14 protein-coding genes are annotated in these 20,991 nt (G+C 39.9%); 6 read left to right on the forward strand and 8 right to left on the reverse strand.

Annotated features, from left to right (window positions below; all coding sequences use genetic code 11):
- The first annotated feature begins 320 nt into the window (after positions 1-320).
- The gene (locus ACXAEO_RS18550) at positions 321-1,271 is read left to right on the forward strand and encodes an L-lactate dehydrogenase (protein ID WP_474883546.1); all 951 of its coding nucleotides are present in this window, start codon (positions 321-323) and stop codon (positions 1,269-1,271) included.
- 73 nt (positions 1,272-1,344) lie between these two features.
- Positions 1,345-2,943 (forward strand): lactate permease LctP family transporter, encoded by a 1,599-nt coding sequence (locus tag ACXAEO_RS18555; RefSeq protein ID WP_474883547.1) that lies wholly within the window; start codon positions 1,345-1,347, stop codon positions 2,941-2,943.
- A gap of 52 nt (positions 2,944-2,995) precedes the next feature.
- Here the strand turns inward: ACXAEO_RS18555 and ACXAEO_RS18560 are convergent, their stop codons facing one another.
- The 5 genes from ACXAEO_RS18560 to ACXAEO_RS18580 all read right to left on the reverse strand — a co-directional run bounded on the left by ACXAEO_RS18560 (position 2,996) and on the right by ACXAEO_RS18580 (position 12,870).
- Positions 2,996-6,124: an efflux RND transporter permease subunit gene (locus ACXAEO_RS18560; protein ID WP_474883549.1), complete on the reverse strand. Its 3,129-nt coding sequence runs from the start codon at positions 6,122-6,124 to the stop codon at positions 2,996-2,998.
- A gap of 1 nt (position 6,125) precedes the next feature.
- A complete protein-coding gene (locus tag ACXAEO_RS18565; RefSeq protein ID WP_474883551.1) occupies positions 6,126-7,643 on the reverse strand; it encodes an efflux RND transporter periplasmic adaptor subunit in 1,518 nt (505 codons plus the stop codon).
- A gap of 97 nt (positions 7,644-7,740) precedes the next feature.
- Complete coding sequence (locus ACXAEO_RS18570; RefSeq protein WP_474883552.1) at positions 7,741-9,114, reverse strand: TolC family protein; 1,374 nt, start codon at positions 9,112-9,114, stop codon at positions 7,741-7,743.
- Between the two features lie 229 nt (positions 9,115-9,343).
- Positions 9,344-10,342, reverse strand: coding sequence for a biotin synthase BioB (bioB, locus tag ACXAEO_RS18575; protein WP_474884285.1), 999 nt, complete (start codon positions 10,340-10,342; stop codon positions 9,344-9,346).
- 296 nt (positions 10,343-10,638) lie between these two features.
- Complete coding sequence (locus ACXAEO_RS18580; protein WP_474883554.1) at positions 10,639-12,870, reverse strand: alpha-galactosidase; 2,232 nt, start codon at positions 12,868-12,870, stop codon at positions 10,639-10,641.
- A gap of 417 nt (positions 12,871-13,287) precedes the next feature.
- Between ACXAEO_RS18580 and ACXAEO_RS18585 the strand changes: the two genes are divergently transcribed.
- Positions 13,288-13,551, forward strand: coding sequence for a small, acid-soluble spore protein, alpha/beta type (locus ACXAEO_RS18585; RefSeq protein ID WP_474883556.1), 264 nt, complete (start codon positions 13,288-13,290; stop codon positions 13,549-13,551).
- Between the two features lie 118 nt (positions 13,552-13,669).
- Here the strand turns inward: ACXAEO_RS18585 and ACXAEO_RS18590 are convergent, their stop codons facing one another.
- Entirely contained in the window at positions 13,670-14,935 is a 1,266-nt protein-coding gene (locus ACXAEO_RS18590; protein ID WP_474883558.1) for a dicarboxylate/amino acid:cation symporter, read from the reverse strand.
- A 120-nt stretch (positions 14,936-15,055) separates the two neighbouring features.
- A complete protein-coding gene (locus tag ACXAEO_RS18595; RefSeq protein ID WP_474883560.1) occupies positions 15,056-16,078 on the reverse strand; it encodes a DctP family TRAP transporter solute-binding subunit in 1,023 nt (340 codons plus the stop codon).
- A 129-nt stretch (positions 16,079-16,207) separates the two neighbouring features.
- Between ACXAEO_RS18595 and ACXAEO_RS18600 the strand changes: the two genes are divergently transcribed.
- The 3 genes from ACXAEO_RS18600 (at position 16,208) to ACXAEO_RS18610 (ending at position 20,269) form a co-directional block, all read left to right on the forward strand.
- Positions 16,208-17,776, forward strand: a complete 1,569-nt coding sequence (locus ACXAEO_RS18600) for an ATP-binding protein (protein ID WP_474883562.1) — start codon at positions 16,208-16,210, stop codon at positions 17,774-17,776.
- Positions 17,777-17,877: 101 nt separating this feature from the next.
- Complete coding sequence (locus tag ACXAEO_RS18605; RefSeq protein ID WP_474883564.1) at positions 17,878-18,564, forward strand: response regulator; 687 nt, start codon at positions 17,878-17,880, stop codon at positions 18,562-18,564.
- A 373-nt stretch (positions 18,565-18,937) separates the two neighbouring features.
- Positions 18,938-20,269, forward strand: a complete 1,332-nt coding sequence (locus ACXAEO_RS18610) for a peptide MFS transporter (protein WP_474883566.1) — start codon at positions 18,938-18,940, stop codon at positions 20,267-20,269.
- A 62-nt stretch (positions 20,270-20,331) separates the two neighbouring features.
- On the opposite strand, the gene ACXAEO_RS18615 is transcribed toward ACXAEO_RS18610, so the two are convergent.
- Positions 20,332-20,895 (reverse strand): hypothetical protein, encoded by a 564-nt coding sequence (locus ACXAEO_RS18615; protein WP_474883567.1) that lies wholly within the window; start codon positions 20,893-20,895, stop codon positions 20,332-20,334.
- Positions 20,896-20,991 lie beyond the last annotated feature (96 nt).

Raw genomic sequence — 20,991 nt, forward strand, 5'->3', positions numbered from 1 at the left:
AGACAAAAAAATGGTCAGAATAAAGGTGAAAAGTTTATAGACACAGCCTTATTCCCCTGACGGATATATGTGAGAAAATTGTTCTCATATGAGCAGCATAGCCTCAATCAGTGCTGCTCGACTATGTGTATAAAGAAGTGGAGAGATTACTGTCCGTCAATCCGCGGTAAAAACTATCTCTCCTTATCCTATTCATAAATTAGACACAAATTTTTCTTTTGAAAGCGATAACACTGTGACTTTTATCACTTCGATATTTTTTTAGATGAAGTATATTTAATTTGTGAAAACAATCACATATAGGAGAAAGGTGAGAGATTATGAAAAACGTTCGTAGAAAAGTAGCAGTTATCGGTACAGGTTTTGTTGGATCAAGTTACGCATTTGCGATGGTGAATCAAGGAATTGCAAACGAACTCGTTTTAATAGATATCAATCACGAAAAAGCGGAAGGAGAAATTCGAGACTTAAATCATGGAATGCCTTTTGCTTCTCCGATGAAAATATGGGCCGGCGGCTATGAAGAATGTAAAGATGCTGATTTAGTCGTCATTACAGCTGGCGCTAACCAAGCACCTGGTGAAACTCGTTTAGATTTAGTCGGAAAAAATGTGGCCATTTTCAAGAAAATTGTTGGCAACATTATGGAAAGCGGGTTTGACGGGATTCTTCTTGTCGCTACAAATCCTGTAGATATTTTATCTTATGTTACGTGGAAATTATCAGGTCTTCCTAAAGAACGTGTCATCGGATCTGGAACTATTTTAGATACCGCGCGTTTTCGTTACTTATTGAGTGATTACTTTAACGTAGACGCCCGCAACATTCACGCTTATATTATGGGGGAACATGGTGATACAGAATTACCGGTATGGAGCCACGCTCAAATTGGCAGCGTATCTGTCCAAAACTTCCTTGGCGTCGACAGCCTTGAAGACGTAACGGAACATCCTGATATGAAAAGTATTTTTGAAAACACTCGTGATGCTGCTTACCATGTTATCAATCGAAAAGGCGCTACTTATTACGGTATTGCAATGGGACTAGTTCGTCTCACAAAAGCGATACTCGGAGATGAAAACTCTATTTTAACGGTATCTGCTCTTCTGGAAGGTCAATATGGAGTTAAAGATGTTTACACAGGTGTACCGGCTATTGTCAACAAAGATGGCATTCAGCAAGTAATTGAATTGGATTTAAGTGAAAAAGAGCTGCAGCAATTCCAATATTCAGCTAACGTGTTAAAAGAAACGCGCGAAAAAGCATTTTAAACAAACGTTTGTATAGATAAGAGGAAGAAAGAGGACTCTCCTCTTTCTTCACGAAAACAACGAGGTGACCAACATGAGCTGGACTCAAGTATATGATCCGATGCAAAACATATGGCTTTCCGCTACTATCGCTGCTATTCCTGTTCTCTTTTTCTTTTTAGGATTAACCATCTTTAAAATGAAAGCCTACGTGGCAGCCGGTTCAAGCGTCATAATTTCGATAATGACTGCCATTTTCTTTTACAAAATGCCGACAAACATGGTCGTAAGTGCCGCTGGATATGGTGCAGTGTATGCTATTTGGCCAATTGCTTATATTATTATCGCTGCCTTATTTTTGTACAAGCTCTCTGTAAAAAGCGGACAATTTGACGTCATTCGCCAATCCATTGTTTCCATTACGGATGACCCTCGACTACAGATGTTATTAGTAGGTTTTTCCTTCAACGCCTTTTTGGAAGGAGCAGCCGGATTCGGAGCACCAATTGCCATTACTGCAGCGTTGCTTGTTGGTTTAGGGTTTAATCCTCTAAAAGCCGCAGCTCTTTGCTTAATCGCCAACACTGCTTCTGGAGCATTTGGTGCAATGGGCATTCCCGTCATCGTCGCCGGACAAGTTTCCGGAATTGATGCAAAGGAAATTTCTCGATTTTTAGGGTATTCTCTTCCTTATATCTCTTTTGCCGTACCATTTTTGTTAGTCATGATTATGGATGGCTTAAAAGGCGTACGTGAAATTTGGAAGCAAACCTTTGTAACGGGCTCTACTTATGCCATTGCCCAATATTTAACCATTACATTTATCGGTCCTGAACTGCCAAACATTATTGCTTCCATTACTAGCCTTGTGGCCTTAGCTTTATACATTAAGGTAACATCTAAACGAGAAGCATCTGCTTCAGTTACCAAACTTTCTGCCGGTCAAATTGTGAAAGCATGGTCTCCTTTTATCGCGTTAACTCTATTCGTGACAACATGGAGTCTCAACTTCTTCAAAGGATTATTCGCACCAGGCGGACTGCTAGAAAAAACAACGTTATTAATTGAAGTTCCTGGCCTTCACAATCAAGTTATTAAAGCAAGTCCTCTTGTAATGGAACCAACACCATATGCAGCTGTGTTAAAGTTAGACGTGCTAGCGGCAACCGGTTCAGCCATTGCCATTGCAGGGATTGTGTCTATGCTTCTTTTAAAAGTGGATATAAAAACAGGAAAAGACACGTTAGTAGAAACCATTAAAGAACTATCTAAACCAATCTTTACGATTATGATGGTACTGGCCTTTGCTTTTGTCGCTAACTATTCTGGTCAGTCTTCTACTTTAGGTTTGGCATTAGCTAATACTGCAGATATATTCCCATTTTTATCACCGGCATTAGGCTGGATTGGTGTCTTTTTAACAGGATCCGTCGTATCTAATAACGCTTTGTTCGGGAGCTTACAAACCACAACAGCCAGTCAAATTCAAGTCTTGCCAATCATTCTTGTTGCGGCCAATACTGCAGGCGGTGTAATGGCTAAAATGCTTTCTCCTCAATCAATCGCCGTTGCCACAGGAGCAGTCGGTCTTGTCGGAAAGGAAAGTGAACTTTTCCGCTATACATTAAAATACAGTATAGGCTTTTTGATTTTGGCGGGTATCATTACTTTTATCCAAGCTATTATACTTTAATTTTTCTCTATCAAAAAAAAGCACCTGGACATGACATCCAAGTGCTTTTTGCTTATTGCGATACATCAAGGTCTTCTATTTGCTTTTTCTTCCGACGAAACGGAAAACGGAATCGCTTCATTTTGCCGCTGAAATCATCAATAAAGGTATAGACGACCGGGATTAACACTAATGTGAAAACGGTCGAGAATAGTAAGCCAAAAATGATGACGACAGCCATTGGGGACTGTGCTTCTGCTCCTTCCCCAATTCCAAGAGCAAGCGGCACCATTGCTAATACCGTTGTTAAAGTAGTCATGAAAATCGGCCTAATCCGGCTCAAGCCAGCATCAATAATGGCGGCTGTACGATTCAAACCTTTTTGACGCTGAATATTGATGTATTCAACTAATACAATGGCATTGTTAACAACAATCCCTGCAAGCATAATCAAACCGATGAATGCTGGTACACTTAAAGGTTTTTGAGTCACAGCCAGTCCGACTAGTACCCCGACTAAAGTTGTCGGCAACGAGAACATGACGACAAACGGGTACGAGAAGGAATCAAACTGTACCGCCATAACTAAGTAAACAAGGAAAACCGATAATACTAGCGCTAAAGCGAGACTTTGGAACGACTCCGCCATCTCTTCTCCTTGTCCTCCCATGGAGATTGTGTATCCTTCCGGCATCGAAAGTTGATTCAATTTTTGCTGAATGTCTCTGTTAATGGAACCTAAATCGCGATCACGAATATCACTTGTAACAGATACTTGACGCTGCTGATTATCACGATTGATTTCAGCAGGACCTTGTACTTGTTTAAGCTCGGCTACCGCAGACAACGGTACATCAATCCCGTTATTAGAACGAATCACCATATTTTCTAAATCGCGAATCGTTTGGCGGCGATCTTCAGGAAGCATTACTCTTACATCGTACTCGCTTCCTTCCTCACGATAACGTGTAGCGACCTGTCCATCAAAGCCTAGTTTTACTTCATTCATCACCTGCTGGTAAGAGAGACCATACTGGCTAAGAATGTCACGCTTTACTTCAATCTGAATCTCTGGACGTCCTTCTGCCAGCGTGCTATCGACATTGTACGTTCCTTTTACATCTTCTACAATCCACATCACTTGCTGCGCTAAATCTTTGAGCACGTTCAAGTCAGAACCATTAATTTTAATGTCAACAGGTGCGCCTGTGCTTGGACCTGATTCCATCTCTCCTACTTTGAACTCTACTCCTGGAATATCCTGTACTTCCTTCTCCATCGCTTTAATAAAAGCAGACGTTGTCATGTCACGCTCTTCTGGCTTAACAAGCTGAATGATATAACTCGCTTCATTCGAAACAGGAGAACCAAATCCGCTGTTTCCTCCGCCGATAGTGACATAGTTCGTATCAATAACTTCTTTATATTTATTAAGGCGCTTATCCACTTCATCGACAGCGGCCTTCGTTTCTTCAATTTGCGCTCCTTCACGAGTCACAATATCGATTGAAATTTGTCCTTGGTCTGATGCTGGAATAAAGGATGTTCCAATAAAAGGAACAAGCCCGAAGCTCCCAACAACCAATAATACGGTACTAAGCAATACCGTTTTACGATGATTTAATGCCCATTGTAAGAAGTTCCGATATTTTTCAACAATTTTACGTGTAAAGTTATAAAGCCGTCCTGTTTTTCCTTCTTCTAATTCTCGTTGTGCCTCGGTTTTGACTTCCTTCGTTAACATTCTAGATGATAGCATTGGAACAAGGGTTAATGCAGCAATCAATGACGCTAATAAAGAGAAGCTGACCGTTAATGCAAGCGGACGGAACAACTCTGCTGCCAACCCTTCGACGAAGACGATTGGGGCAAAGACGACGACACTCGTTAACGTAGAAGCGATAACGGCTGGTGCCAATTCTTTTCCACCTTGGATAGCTGCTTCTTTCAGCGGAACCCCTTTTTGCCTTAAGTCAAAAATATGCTCCAAAATAACAATTGAACTATCGACCATCATCCCAATTCCAAGGGCTAATCCACCCATGGATAAAATGTTTAATGTCTCCCCAGTGAAATACATGAGAGTAAACGTAGAAATAATGGCAATCGGAATCGTGAGCCCAATCACGAGCGTTGCCCGAATACTACGTAAAAACAATAGAAGTACAATGGTTGATAAAACTGCGCCCATAATCATGTTGTTAACAACACTGCTGATAGATTGACGAATGAACGTCGAAGTATCCAGAATAATGGACAAAGATAACCCGTCTTTTTCCAGTTCTTTATTCATCTTTTCAATTTCTTCATACATTTCATCGGCAACCTTCACCGTATTGCCATCTGACTGCTTTAAAACAGACAGTACAAGGGCAGGCTGTTGATTTACTTGGGAAAGGGTTAACGCTTCTTTATACGTATCCTTTACCTCCGCTACATCTTCTACCGAAATTGTGCGGCCATCTTGAAGCTGAATGGATGTCTTTTTAATGTCATCAACCTCTGTAAATTCCCCATCAATACGAACTTGCAATTCTTGTGTTCCTTTTTCAAGATTGCCAGCAGAAGCTGCCTGATTTTCAGTACGGAGAGCATTGACAACTTGGTCAGCTGATATTCCGTAGCTATTCAAGCTCGCTTGGTTGATTTCTACTCGTATTTCACGCTGCGTTCCACCTTGAATCCCGACAGAAGCGACGCCATTGACTCGCTCAAAAGCGGGTTCCACTTGGTCTTCCACCACTTTTTGCAGCTTTTCCGTAGCCGCACCGGAAAAACCGACCCACATTACAGGGATTTGCTGTGGATCAATGCGAAGCACCGATGGACGATCGGCATCTTCAGGCAATATTCCTGATACTTGGTCAATACGTTCACGAATATCGTTTAATGCATTATCAATTTCAACGCCCCAGTCAAATTGCATAATGACAAGCGAAGAACTCGGTGACGAGACCGATTGAATGCTTTCAATTCCTTGGATAGACCCAACGGCCGATTCAATCGGTTCACTAATTAGTTTTTCCACTTCTTGCGGGGAAGCCCCTTGATACGTTGTTGTAATAACTGCAACCGGCACCTCGATTTTTGGATATAAATCAATCGCCAGATTTCTTAATGATACAATTCCTAGAACAATCAGCCCAAGGACAATCATGATTACACCGACCGGTCGTTTGACCGATGTATCAACGATTCTCACGTTACTTCTCCTCCTTCATGATTCGCGTTTGATCACCGTCTTTGAGGAGATTTTGACCTTTCACTACAACTTTTTCACCTTTTGAAATACTACCGTTAATGGCTGTAAAATCAGTTTCCGCCCGAACGACTTCCACTTCCTTTTGAACAGCCTTATCTTTTTCAATCACAAAGATATACGCTTTATCATCTTTCTCAACTACGGCCTCTGTCGGAACGAGGAAGCTGTCTGCTACTAATACCTCTTTCAAATTCAATTGAGCGACCATTCCTGGACGAATTTTTCCATTATTGTTTGGAAGCTGAATTTCCACTTTAAATAATCCTGACTGTTCCGCTGTCGGTGAAATGTACGTTACTGTTCCATTTACCGATGTCTTTAAAGCAGGAATACTCACTTCAGCAGAATCGCCTTCTTCTAATGTAAACATTTGCTCTGGTGTTACCAGCGCTTCTAAATGAACAACATCCGCCGAAACGATACGTGCAAACGGTGCCTGATTGGAGACAAACTCACCTGTTTCCGCCATCACATCAAGTACTTCACCCGCGACAGGCGCTTTAATAATCATGTCGTCAATTTTCTTTTGAGCTTGTTCAACCGCAAGTTGGGCTTCTTTCACACCAATCGCTGCATCTTGAGCTGCCACAGTTGCTTCTTCCACTGCAATTGCCGCTTCTTTCACACCAATCGATGCTAAATTTTCATTTGTTTTCGCATCCTCAATCGATTGTTTCGCTCGGTCAATTCCGACCTTTGCCTGATCAATCGATGTTTGTAGGACAGCTAAACTATCTTCACGACTAGCCTGCTTTTCGGACAATTGAGCTTGTTGGTATGCAATGTTTGCTTGCATCTCTGCTGTTTTCGCTTGATCAAGCTGTTGCTGCGACGTCAGTCCTTCATTGAATAATCCTTGTACGCGAGTTAAATTACGCTTCGCATCTTCCCACTGATTTTTGGCGTTTTCCAAATTATAAGAAGCACTTTCTATTCCATCAGTTCGGCCATTTTTCGCTTGAGCCATGTTGGCTTCTGCCTGACGTAAGGAGATTTCAGCTTGACGAAGACCATCTTCTGCCAGTTTTGTTGCTCCTTGTGCCTGTTTATAAGTTTCTTGCGCTCTTGCTTGGCCATTTTTTGCACGATCTAACGTACTTTTTGCCCGCTCTTCACCATTTTTCGCCCTACTTAAGCTCGCTTGCGCTTGCTTTAAGCTAAGTTCATAATCGCTTGTATCTAGCTTGGCTAATACTTGCCCTTTCTTGACAACATCACCCTTTTTAACAGAAACAGATACGAGTTCACCAGCATTCGTTGGCATTAGTTCGACATCTTTTCCAGGTTTAATCGTCCCTGTAATGAGGGTATTGTCGTTTAACGAGCCACCTGTAATATCGGTGACTGCAACAGGAATTTCTGTAATTGTACTGGCTACTTCTTCCGGTTTATTGCATCCAGCTGTTACCAATATTGCACTAAGCATAACCGCTGCCACTTTGACTGATCGACGTTTCACGTTCTTTTTCACCCTTATAACGCCCTTTCATTCGTAATAATTTTTTGAATGTCCGGTCAGTCACAAGAATAAAGAAACAAGTAAATCACTTGTTTCTTTATTGAATGTAACCTTTTCCTAATGCTTCAATGGACTGTTGAACTAAAAAGTAATTCGTTTTGCTAATTTCCACATTTAGCTCTAATTGGTCTAATTGCAGTTGCGCTTGTTCATAATCATGTTTGGAGACAACCCCTAATCGATATCTCTTTTCAAGGTTTTGGATATCCGTCTGCGCGTTCTTTAATTTTCTTAGCGCTTCTTCATAATTGAACTTAGACGTCTTAATGTTATGTTTTAAGGTATCAATTTTTTTCGTCAACTGCTCACGTAACTGGACAATTTGTTCTTCCGCTATTTTCACATTATAATCTTCCGCTTGTTTATCAAATTGATCGGAATCGTCATCTGCATAAACTTCATCGCGATTATATTTAGCTAGTTCAAGATTTTCTTTTGCTTCCATCATTTTAAACGTATTTTCAATCAGCACTTCATAGTTTTCTAAGTCTATTTCTTGTTCTTCCGTGATGACTTCAGCAGTCTCGTCACTCTCTACTGCTTTTTCGTCACTTGTTTCTGGCCCTTGTGCTGCATTTTGATCTGCCGCTCTTGTCATCGCATTGGCAATAGCTTTCGATAAAACGGCTTCGCTGTCTTGAATGTCCATCTCAATTTGCGTTAACTTCACATCTGGATTGTAATTCACATCAATATCCAATGTTAACGCCGCTAAGTTGTAATAATAATCTTTTTCTTTTTGTTCAAGCTGCTTTTCAAGGTCCACTTGTTCTCTTTTCGCTTGATCGATGTCATCTTTTGATCCCATGCCGTAATCATAAAGACGTTCTGCTTTTCTCACGTTATCTGCCGCTGACTGAATGGCCGTTTTAGTGAAAGCAATTTGATCCTGCAAACTTAGTAGATTCATATATGATGACGTTAATTGTAAAGTTAAAGCTTCTTTAATGCCTTCTGTTTGAATATTTAATGTTGCCTGACCAGATTCTAGTTGTTTAATGGCATTTTCTAACGCTGTAACTTGATCTTCATACGCCTCAATCCCATCATAGACAGCCGCTCTTTCTCCACCTCGAAGCAAATCACGATTCTCTTTTAAGCGATCAAGCGTCTCATCCAAATCTTTAATTTCTTTTTGTGCATCTCTTTTGTCATCTTTTGTACTAAGAACTTGATTTGCAGATGCTTCTAACTGATACTCTAGTAAAAGAATGCTTTTATCATTCTCTAATCCACGTTTTAACACGTCTTCTAATGTTAAAACAGTTAAATCTCTTACTTGTTCTTCCTGTGCTTGTTCAGCTCCCGCTTCTGTTTCTATTGTATTAGCTGAAGTACTAGCTTGCGCAATTCCAGCAAACGGTGTGCTGGCAATCGCTGCTGCACAAAAAAGCGTCATAACCTTCTTCATTATTTGATGTCCTCCTATTTCAAGATGTAGATTCCATGAAAGGAAATGTAATCATAGAAATATAGTAACATGAAATATTGTTTTTTATTAACTATAAACCTGTAATTTTGTATTAATTTTTTGTGTCCATTCACACCGACTATATATATGACGCATGTTTGGCTAAAAGACCTTTAAATAAACGCTTATTTAAACAACCTAAAAAAGCGGGCAAAAGCCCGCTTCTATCCTAGAGTGCACATTCCTCAATTTCAAATCCAAGATCTTCAATCATTCCCCAGTCCGCCGTTGGTTCTTGTCCTGCCGTTGTTAAATAATCACCAACAAAAATCGAGTTTGCCGCAAATAGACCAAGCGGTTGCAAGGATCGTAAATTCATTTCCCGCCCCCCAGAAATGCGGATTTCTTTACTAGGATTGACGAAACGCATCATCGCTAATATTTTCAAACATTTTACAGGTGTTAGTCCTTTTTGTTCTTCTAAAGGTGTTCCTTTCACCGCCACGAGAAAATTACAAGGAATAGAGTCGGCATTTAAGCGCTTCAGTTCGAAGGCAATCTCGACTGCTTGTTCATCCGTTTCTCCCATTCCAAAAATGGCACCGGAGCAAGGAGAGATTCCAGCACTTTTCGCTTTTTCGACCGTATCGACGCGATCATCATACGTATGTGTTGAGCAAATCTGCTCATAATGATCGACATGTGTATTCAAATTATGATTGTAACGATGAACACCTGCTTCAGCTAGACGTGTTGCTTGATCCTCATTTAAAAACCCAAGACAACAGCAAATTTTCAAATCGGTCTGTTCTCGAATTTCTTTAACCGCGCCGATAACATGCTCTACTTCTTTATCTGTTGGACGCCTTCCTGACGCCACGATACAGTAAGTTCCCGCCTTTCGCCGCTTTGCTTCATAAGCTCCTTCTACAATTTTTTCCTTTGTCAGCCATGCATAGCGGTCAATGGGCGCTTCCGACACAATCGACTGCGAACAATAACCGCAATCCTCCGGACATAGGCCGGACTTTGTATTAATAATCATGTTTAACTTCACTTTTTTGCCAAAATAGTGCTGACGAATAGTAAACGCTGCATTCATTAATTGTAAAAGTTCCTCATCGTTCGCTCGCAACATGCCGATCGCTTCTTCACGACTAATCGGTCTTCCTTGTAATACACCTTCGGCAAGTTCATGCCACGTTTTATTTGATTTCGCTAACTCCATTGTTTCATCCCCCGTTTTTATAGTGGATTTAATGAAAAATTCATCTATGTATTGTTTCACATTTGTAAATAGATGCCATACGTATTCTTCGTTTTTAGTTACTCTGGCTTGATACGTAAGAGGTATTGATAATTCAATCTTCATCATTAACACCATTTCTGTTAACCTAACATAAATAAAAGTTAACATTAATCACAGAATACTGTCAATCTAATTCCATAAAATCCCTAAAATGATTTTCATAGACTTCTTCCCCATAAAAAAACTGCTGGCCTATAAAGACCAGCAGTTTCTTATTATTGAACAGCTTTAATTTTATATATAGTAGATGAAAAATCACCGGTTTCTTCAATGCCACCTGCTTGTGTACCTGAATAAGCATTGTCTAATTGAATCCCGATGTTCATTAATTCATCTCCGCCAAACGTCCCTTCATATCCTTCAATTGTATATTCCATGTCTGGATTTAACCCTTTTACGCGAAGTGCTTCGTAACCAGGATTTGGTCTTGCTAATACTTGATAATAGCCGACAAGAGCTTCTGTCTGATCTTCAGCGACTACCATCCAGCTCGTTACATTTCCATCTCCTTCAAACGGGCTTTCCAATCGATAAAACGTTCCCGTTTGAATCAATTCACGATGTTCTTTATAAAACGCAATTTGACGTTGAACAATGGCTTTTTCTTCACTCGTCATAAGCGTTACATCAAGCTCGTAGCCAAACATTCCAAAATAAGCAACGTTTGCACGTGTATCAAGGCTCGTAATTCGGCGAACTTGATGGTTTGGTACTGCCGAAACGTGAGCTCCCATTGAACTTAACGGATAAGCAAATGTTGTACCGTATTGGATTTTCAAACGTTCCATCGCATCGGTGTCATCGCTTGTCCATGTTTGCGGGGCATAATACAGCATACCTGGATCAAAGCGGCACCCTCCACTTGCGCATGACTCAAATAAAACATGAGGGAAGGTTGACGTTAACCGCTCATATAAATCATACACACCTAAAATGTAACGGTGAGGCACTTCAAACTGACGCTCTGCTGCTAAAGTTGCCGAACCAATCTCGGTCATATAACGGTTCATATCCCATTTCACGTAGGAAATCGGTGCTTCTTGTAAAATAGTTGCCATCATTTCATAAATATAATCGACAACTTCCGGACGAGAGAAATCTAGCACAAATTGGTTACGTCCATGAGATTGTCTTCGGCCAGGCACATGAATAAGCCAATCTGGATGTTTTTCATACAACTCACTCACTTTTGATACCATTTCCGGTTCAAACCACAAGCCGAAGGAAAGCCCTAATGCTTCTACTTTACGAGCTAATGATGAAATGCCGTTCGGAAGCTTCTCTTTGTCCACAAACCAGTCTCCAAGCGAAGTCGTATCATCGTTTCGTTTACCAAACCATCCATCATCTAATACGAACAGCTCTGTGCCAAGCTCTTTTGCCGTTTGCGCAATTTCAAGAATTTTTTCCTCATTAAAATCAAAATACGTCGCTTCCCAGTTATTAATTAAGACTGGACGCACTTTGTCTCTCCATTGTCCTCGAACAAGTCTTGTACGGTATAACTCATGATACGTTTGACTTAATTTATTCAACCCTTCATCTGAATACGCCATAACTACTTCAGGAGTCTGGAAACTCTCCCCACTTTCTAGCAACCACTGGAAATCAAATGGATTAATCCCCATCGTTACCCTTGCTGTATCATAATGATCGACCTCGACTTGCGCTAAAAAGTTTCCACTGTAGACAAGGCTGAAACCAAACGCTTCTCCTTCATGCTCCGTCGTCTTTTTTCGTTTTAATACAAGGAATGGGTTTTGCTGACTACTGCTTGTGCCTCGCGTACTTGAAATACTTTGGATGCCTGCTTGAAGCGCCCGTTCCTTTACGTGACGCTCACGAGACCAAGAACCAGATAGATGCACCATGTCATAATCCGCATCAAAAAAGTCCACGCTAGCACTCATCGCTCTTGTTAACGTCAGTTTTTGCTTTCCTTTGTTCACAAATCTTGCTTGACGCGCAATCACATTTCTTCCTTTAAAAACGGTGTAACTTAAAATAAGCTGCGCATCAATCCACTCATCATACAGCGTAATCTCTAATGTTGTTGCTTCATCATCTTGCTCAACGTATGTCGCAGGAAGTCCATCAAGCTTCGGTTTCCCTGCAAAAATTCGATGGCTCTCGTATTCAAAATTGGTAATACGGCTGCCATCTTCCTGTAAAATTTGGAAAGCAGGCTCTCTGAAATCAGTTGTTCCGTAAGAAGGATATTCTTGTTTCAGTAAGTCTAGCGAAAAAGCTAAATCTCCTTCATATACACAAGCCGTTCCTGCTCTTGCTTGTGTTTTAATTAAATGCTGGAACGATGGACGGTGGTTTACCTTTTTCCCAAAATAAAGATGCCCCAGCTGATTATTTTTTAAGATGGTAAAAATATAGCTCATTGTGTCACCTTGAAGGTGAAACTCTCTTGTCGACTCGTTATAAAAAATAGACATTATATTCTCCTCGCTTCTGCAAATAATGTAAACGTATACAGATGAAAACCTGCTTTTATTCTATTGTCATTTTCCGTTCTGCTCAATAGTAAATAAAACAGAAGATTATAGCATTTTTTTGCTATACTGATACAGTTAACAAGATAAACAAATAAGCGCTTATATTCAGTACAACCGACTGGCCTTATATGTAGATATTGGGGATATGAAAAATGATTTCGAACGACTTTTATTTCTTTTTTGCTTCTATTAATAAAGTGAAAAACCGATCAACAAATAACAGACAATTGGAACAACTCCTTTGCTCAATACTTCCTCCTATCCCAATCACTTCCGTACATACCTTCAACAGCTAAACGAAAACTACATACGAACCTTTCACTGATGATGATTTCTCATTAACAAAGGAGGCCCAACATGGCACGTAGAAAACTATTGGTACCTGAAGCACAAGAGGGAATGCAGCATTTAAAAGAGGCAGTTATGAAGCAAGCAGGTTACAAAACGACCAATCATCAAGATGTGAAATATGAAGTGGCGAAAGAACTGGATATTCCTTTAAAACAAGAAAGAAACGGGCATTTGACTTCAGAACAAGCTGGGAAAATCGGAGGAAAAATCGGTGGACGCATGGTAAAAGAGTTAGTTAAAATGGCTCAACAATCATTTCGTCAGCATTAAAGAAGGATTGACCTTTTATTCTCCTTTTGACAAATTTCCCGAGAAATATGTCGAGGTATTCCTCTCACTGTCAAAAAGACGCCCCTTTAGTAAGGATGCGTCTTTTTGACAGTGAGTCTTATTTAGCTACCTTTATATGAGCTTCTTCCATCTTTTCTTCTAAAGAAGGATGGAATTCGTTCTCCATCTTCGATACAACAACCGTCGCCACGCCATTTCCAATCAAATTCGTAATGGCACGTGCTTCAGACATGAATCGGTCCACTCCTAGCAATAAGGCAATTCCTTCTACTGGAATCATCGGAAATGCAGCTAAAGTAGCGGCAAGAGTAATAAAACCGGAACCTGTTACACCTGCTGCTCCTTTAGATGTCAACATAAGCACACCTAATAACGTTAACTCCTGCCAAATCGTCAAGTCAATTCCATACGCTTGAGCGATGAAAATGGCGGCCATCGATAAATAGATAGATGTACCATCTAGATTAAACGAATACCCTGTCGGAACGACAAGACCTACCACTGATTTGGAACAACCATACTTTTCTAATCGCTCCATCATTTTCGGAAGTGCTGACTCTGATGACGAAGTTCCTAGTACTAAAAGAATTTCTTCTTTAATATACGTGATAAATTTGAAAATGCTAAACCCGTAAAACTTCGCAATCGCACCGAGTACTAAAACAATGAACAAGAACATTGTAATATAAACAGAACCCATCAACTTTCCAAGTGATACAAGCGAACCTAAGCCAAATTTACCGATTGTATACGACATGGCACCAAATGCGGCAATTGGTGACAGCTTCATAATCATGTTTACAATCCCAAAGAAAATATCTGTCAATCTTTCAAAAAGAAGAATAACTGGTGCTGCTTTCTCTCCCATCGCGGCCGTTGCGATACCGAATAACACAGCAAAAAACAAGATAGGCAGCAATTCGCCATTCGCCATCGCGGCCACTGCGTTATCCGGAATGATTCCCAACATAAATTCGACAAATCCATGCTCTGTTTCTGCAGCTTGCTGGGTATACTGGGAGACATCTCCCCCCTCCACAGCACTTGTATTAAACCCCTTTCCTGGCTGAACCATATTGACAACTAAAATTCCAATTGCTAATGCAAACGTGGTGACAATTTCGAAATAGAGGAGCGCTTTCCCTCCGATTCTTCCTACCTTTTTCAAGTCCCCCATACTGCCAATTCCGATGACAACTGTAAAGAAAATAATTGGTGCAATGACCATTTTTATTAACTTAATAAATGCATCTGCCAACACTTTCAGTTCAGCACCAAACTCAGGTAAAAAGAAGCCTAGCGTAATACCCGCGATAATCCCGATCACAACCTGAACCGTCAAATTTTTAAAGTTAATCCTCATCACCCATCCCCCCTGTTTGTTAACGCTTACAAAAACTATTGTTTTTATATTAATTCACTAAAGGGAATATTTAAACTTATGGTGATAATGGTCTTTTTGTTCATTTTGGTCTCTTCTGTTTTAAGGTTCAAGCATTTCAACTAGTTCTTCTGCCGCTTCTTCTTCAAATTGTCTGTACAATGGCTGAAGCTTTTGCCGCCATTTCTCTTTTTCACTGTCCGTTAAATAATAGATGTCGATAGTAGAATTTTGACGAATGTAGTTCAACTGTTCCTCATTCATAATTTTTGACTGTTCCCAAATCCATGTAGTTGTTTCTTCCATAGCTTCCTCTAAAAGCACTTGAACTTCCTTTGGAAGGCTCCGCCAAAACTTTTTATCCATTAGCACTGTATACCCTAAATAGCCGTGGTTACTGATTGTCATATACCGTTGATGTTGATAGAAGCGCTTTGAGTAAATATTAGAAATCGTATTTTCCTGTCCATCAATTTCAGCTTTTTGTAAAGACTCGTAAACCTTGTTGAACGGGACCACTTGAGGCTCCGCTCCAAATAGCCGAAACTGCTCTTCAATGACCTCGCTCGGCATAATACGAAAACGCTGTCCCTCAAAATCCTCAGGTTCAAGCAATGGATTTTGATTACTTGTCATTTGTTTAAACCCATTACTCCATAACGCTAAGCCTTTTAGCCCTTCTTCTTCTAGCATTCTTAAAAGTTTCCGTCCCATCTCTCCCATGAATACTTGCTCTACTTCTTGATAATTTTCAAATACAAAGGGTAGATCGAACATGTTCCATTCAGGCATCACTTCGGTCATTTTTGAAAAAGAAGGAGCAATCATTTGTACATCGTTTCTTCTTAAAGCATCCATTTCTTGATCATCCGAATACAAAGAACCATTAGCGAATATTTCCACCTTCACCCGTCCTCCTGACTTTTCGGTGACAAGATCTGCAAATTTTTGCACCGCTAATCCTTTCGGTGTATTTTCCGCCACTACATGACTGAAATTCATCACGATTTGTTCATTCAACCCTTCTTGTTCATCATCATATTGAACTTCTTTTTCATAGCTAAACAAAAAGAAAAAAAAGAGCAACAAACTAAAGACAATGCTCGTTCCTATAAATATTTTCATACACTCTCACATCTCTATAGAAAATTTTTTAGTTTGATAATATTTTAACACGCTCTTTTGTCCATGGTAAAATAAAGAAAAGTTGCATCAGGGAGGTTACTTTGTACCACATGTGACGGTACATTTCTTATGTCTATACAATCTAAAATTACAGGCTTAATTTTTTTTATTGTTGGATTTTCTCTTTTTTTAGCAGGCATGATGGTTATGAGAGATTTTGTCCAATCAAAAGAAACAGATTTGCGCCAGCGTTCGCTCCTTACCGCCCGTACTGTAGCAGAGCTTCCTGAAATCGCCCAACATATAACCGAAACGACTACTATGAAAACAAAATTGAATACGCTTGTAGAACCTCTTCGAATTATTCATAATGCCGATTACATCGTCATTCTTGATATGAATGGGGTACGCCTCACTCACCCTGTTTCTTCTATGATTGGCAAGAAATCAAGTGGCCAAGATGAGGGGCCTGCCTTCGCTGAGCATACTTATACAACAAAAGCCAAAGGAGAAAAAGGCATGGTCATCCGCTCTTTCGTTCCTATTATCAATGAGCAGCATGAACAAGTAGGAGTCGTCATTGCCGGCTATATTCTTCCTAGTTTTCTAGAGGTCCTGCTCAGTTTAAAAAAGGAAATTTTCTTCACAGCTGGACTATCACTATTATTCGGAGGCTGGGGAGCATGGTTACTAGCTTCACATATTAAAAGGCAGATGTTTGAACTGGAACCTGAGGAAATTGCTAGACTACTTACCGAAAGAACCGAAACGTTCAATGCGATGCACGAAGGCGTCATTGCCATTGATATTAACGAAAAGATTACAGTTTTTAATGATAAAGCAAAAGAAATGATGGGCATCACAGGTGATGTAATAGGACGTAACATTCATGATGTCATTCCAGATACAAAGTTGCCTGAAATTTTAACGTTGAATCAACCTGTCTACAATAAGGAACTGCAAGTGAGAAACTTAAACATTTTAAGCAATCGCATCCCAATTAAAGTAAACGATAAAACAATAGGTGCTGTCGCTGTTTTCCAAGATCAAACGGAAGTAAAAAAACTGGCAGAAGAACTAACAGGGGTTAAAGCTTTTGTAAGCGCTTTGAGAGTGCAGAACCATGAACATATGAATAAACTTCACACTATTGCTGGGTTAATTCAACTTGAAAAAAAAGAAAGCGCCTTAGAATATGTCTTTCACCTTTCAGAAGAACAGGGAGAATTAACCCGCTTTCTTAACAAAAATATACGAAACGACAGCCTTTCAGGACTTCTGTTAAGTAAAGTCAGTCGAGCAAAAGAGCTAGGGATTACATTAAGCATTGACCGGCACAGTCAACTCCACTCATTCCCTCCTTCTCTTGATCATCATGACTTTGTCATTATTATTGGAAATCTAATTGAAAATGCCTTCGATTCATTCCAGGGAATGGCTCTCCCAACTAAAGAGGTTTATTTAAGCATTGAACAAGACGATGACATCCTTTCTATTTTAGTAGAGGATAACGGAGGTGGAATGGAAAAAGAGCAGGTGCCCTATATTTTTAACGAGGGCTTCTCCACAAAAGAGAAGGAAAATCGGGGGATTGGTTTACACCTTGTCAAACAAATTGTTCAAAAAGGAAATGGAAATATACACGTTGAAACCGAATTGAACAAAGGGACGTTGTTTACAGTCACCTTTTTTATATAAGGTCAACTCGGACAAGTTACTTTCTAAATAGAGAAATGAAAATCAAGAACTCGGTGTTTAGAAGCTTTAAACGCGGTTAATACCAAAGGGGGAGTTTTTGGATGACAACACAACAATGGAACGTTCTTCTTATTGAAGATGATCCCATGGTGCAAGAAGTAAATCGCCAGTTTATTGAACAAATAGACGGGTTTAAAGTAATTGGCTATGCATTGAATGGATTTGACGGCATAGAACTCGTCAAAAAGCAGTGCCCAGATTTAGTCATCCTTGATATGTATATGCCTAATCAAGATGGCCTCACCACCCTTCAGCAGCTTCGTGGGGAAGGGTTTAATACCGATGTCATTGCTGTTACCGCCGCAAGTGATATGGAAACGGTCAGAAAAGTGTTACAACTTGGAGCCATCGATTATATTATGAAACCTTTCAAATTTGAACGAATTAAGCAAGCTCTGGAGCGCTATGCATCGTTCCATGCAAGAATAAATGAAAAACCGATTCTCACACAACAAGAATTAGATGGCATTCGACTTCAACAAGGTGATGAAAAATCAACCTCTCTTCCAAAAGGGCTCCATGCGCTTACGTTAAAAAACATTAAAGATTATTTGTCGAAGCAATCGATGCCGGTTTCGGCTGAAGATGTCGCAGAGGGAATTGGTATTGCTCGCGTAACGGCAAGACGTTATTTAGAATTTTTAGATCATAGCGGCCATGTCCAATTGCACATTGAATATGGAGGAATTGGAAGACCTGTTAATCGATATGCTTTAATCAAACGCTAGCTTAAAGGCTGGCGTTTGATTTTCAGTGGAAGAAAGGATTCACCGCTCACACTCCTCCCACTAATAATATATCAATATAACGGTATTTGTATTTTTATTCCTTTCTAAATATTTAAAAATAACTAAATATTACATTTTATTGTAACTCCCTTCATTCCAAAAACAGCTTAAACCTATATAAATTAAGCATAATCGTGAAAATTCTCAGTATTTTTTAATTCATCAGTGATTTTTCCATATAATTTCATTGACGAATGCGTTATTTGTTTAATAAAATAAAGAACATGTAATTATTTTGTAAATTTCAACACCTTTCTTTTAAATTTTTTGTAAATTTAAAATGATTGGTAATTAGTAGTAGGGGGACATGATTATGCAAGCAGCTGCAAACAAAGACGTACAGCAGCCAAACCAGTCCAGCAAAAAACATCCACCTGGACTCTATCTGCTGTTCGCAACTGAAATGTGGGAGCGTTTCAGTTACTATGGAATGAGGGCACTTCTTGTACTTTATTTAACAACTGCCGTGATTAATGGCGGATTAGGTGTCAATGAAAGTACCGCAATGGCTATTTACGGCTTTTTCACTGGTGCCGTTTATATTACTCCAATGGTTGGAGGATATTTATCTGATCGCTTCTTAGGAAGAAGACTCGCTATCACAATCGGTGGTATTTTAATGGCTCTTGGAAACTTCTCGTTATTTGCCAGCCAAAGTATGACCGCTTTATATATCGGTCTTGGACTATTGATTATCGGGAATGGTTTCTTTAAACCAAACATTTCAACACTTGTTGGTGAGCTTTACAGCGAAAACGACTCTCGCCGTGATGGTGCCTTCACTATTTTCTATATGGGTATCAACATTGGAGCGTTCTTTGCACCGTTAGTAGTCGGACTTATGAGTTATAAGTACGGATTCTTGACAGCGGCTATCGGGATGGTTATTGGACAATTAGTTTTCAACTTGCTCGGCAATCGCTACTTAGGTGATATTGGGAAAGAAGCAGTGGGCAAACCTCAAGTTTCAGCAAATGAAAAAGCTGCTGGTCCTTTAACACCAAAAGAAAAGAAACGTACAGCAGCAATTGTCATTTTAGCAGTGTTCGTTATTGCTTTCTGGGCTGCATTCGAGCAAGCCGGAAGCTCTTTAACTCTTTATGCACACAATCAAATTGACCGTGATGTATTCGGATTTACAGTTCCAACTCCATGGTTCCAATCATTAAATCCATTATTCATTGTCATCTTAGCACCCATTATTTCTGCTTTATGGATTAAGCTTGGTAACTCTAAAAGCGGTGACTTAAAAACACCGACGAAGATGGCACTTGGATTAATTACGGTTGGCTTAGGCTTCTTAGTACTACTTCCTGCTGTTATGCACACAGGAAACGATGAATTACTAAAAGCAAACATCTTATTTATGATTGTGACGTACTTCCTGCATACATTAGCAGAATTAATGATTTCACCAGTTGGTTTATCCATGGTAAGTAAAATTGCTCCAATTAAATTTGCTTCCTTATTAATGGGAGTGTGGTTAGCAAGTTCAGCTGTAGCCAACATGGTTGCTGGTCAATTAGCAGCCTATACGCAATCTCTAGGTTACTTGGAGATTTTCAGTGTAATTGGTTTTGTGACAATCGGTTTAGGAATTATCTTGTTATTGCTTTCTAAACCAATTGCGAAATTAATGGAATAGAAAAAGAGAATCACAAAAAGGCCCGTACATAAATGATTTCATGTACGGGCCTTTTTGATTCATCATTCTGCAACTGTCGCTGCCTTTTTTTGGCCTTTATCAGGAGACTTTATACCAAGCTCGGCTAACTGAGCGTTCATGTCATCCATGATTGCTCGGGCTTGGGCTTTTGTTTCCTCATCAAGGTCAGCAAATACGTCAGGACGCTCACCTTTTACTCCCTTAGCTGGACGTTCAATCCCTAGCTCAGCTAATTGTGTTTGTGCTTCTTCTTGCGTTATTGAACCTTCTTTCACTTGATCCTTAATTGCTTGCACTTTTTCTTTTGTTTCTTCATTTAGATTAGCCAATCCATCAGGACGTTCACCTTTTCCGTCTTTAGCTGGAAGTTCAACCCCAAGTTCCACTAATTGAGCTTTTGCCTTTTCCACAATTTCCTGCATTTTTTGTTGAGTAGCTGCATCTACATTTTGTTCCCATTTTCCTTTCACCATTTGCGCTGAAGGAGCTGGAGAACTTGTGCTGTCTGTTGCAGCCGCAGCGGCAGGAAGGGTTGCTCCCCCGATAATCCCTACTGATAAAGCACCTGTCATTACATAACCAAATAATTTCTTTTTGTTCATCATTTTTATTTCCTCCTCAAATTATGTATGGGGATGTTGTTTACATGCATTACTTTAACCCCCCCATGGTGAAAAAATAGTGAAAAGAAAATAAAATTT

The organism is Bacillus sp. ABA4_010, assembly GCF_056159105.1.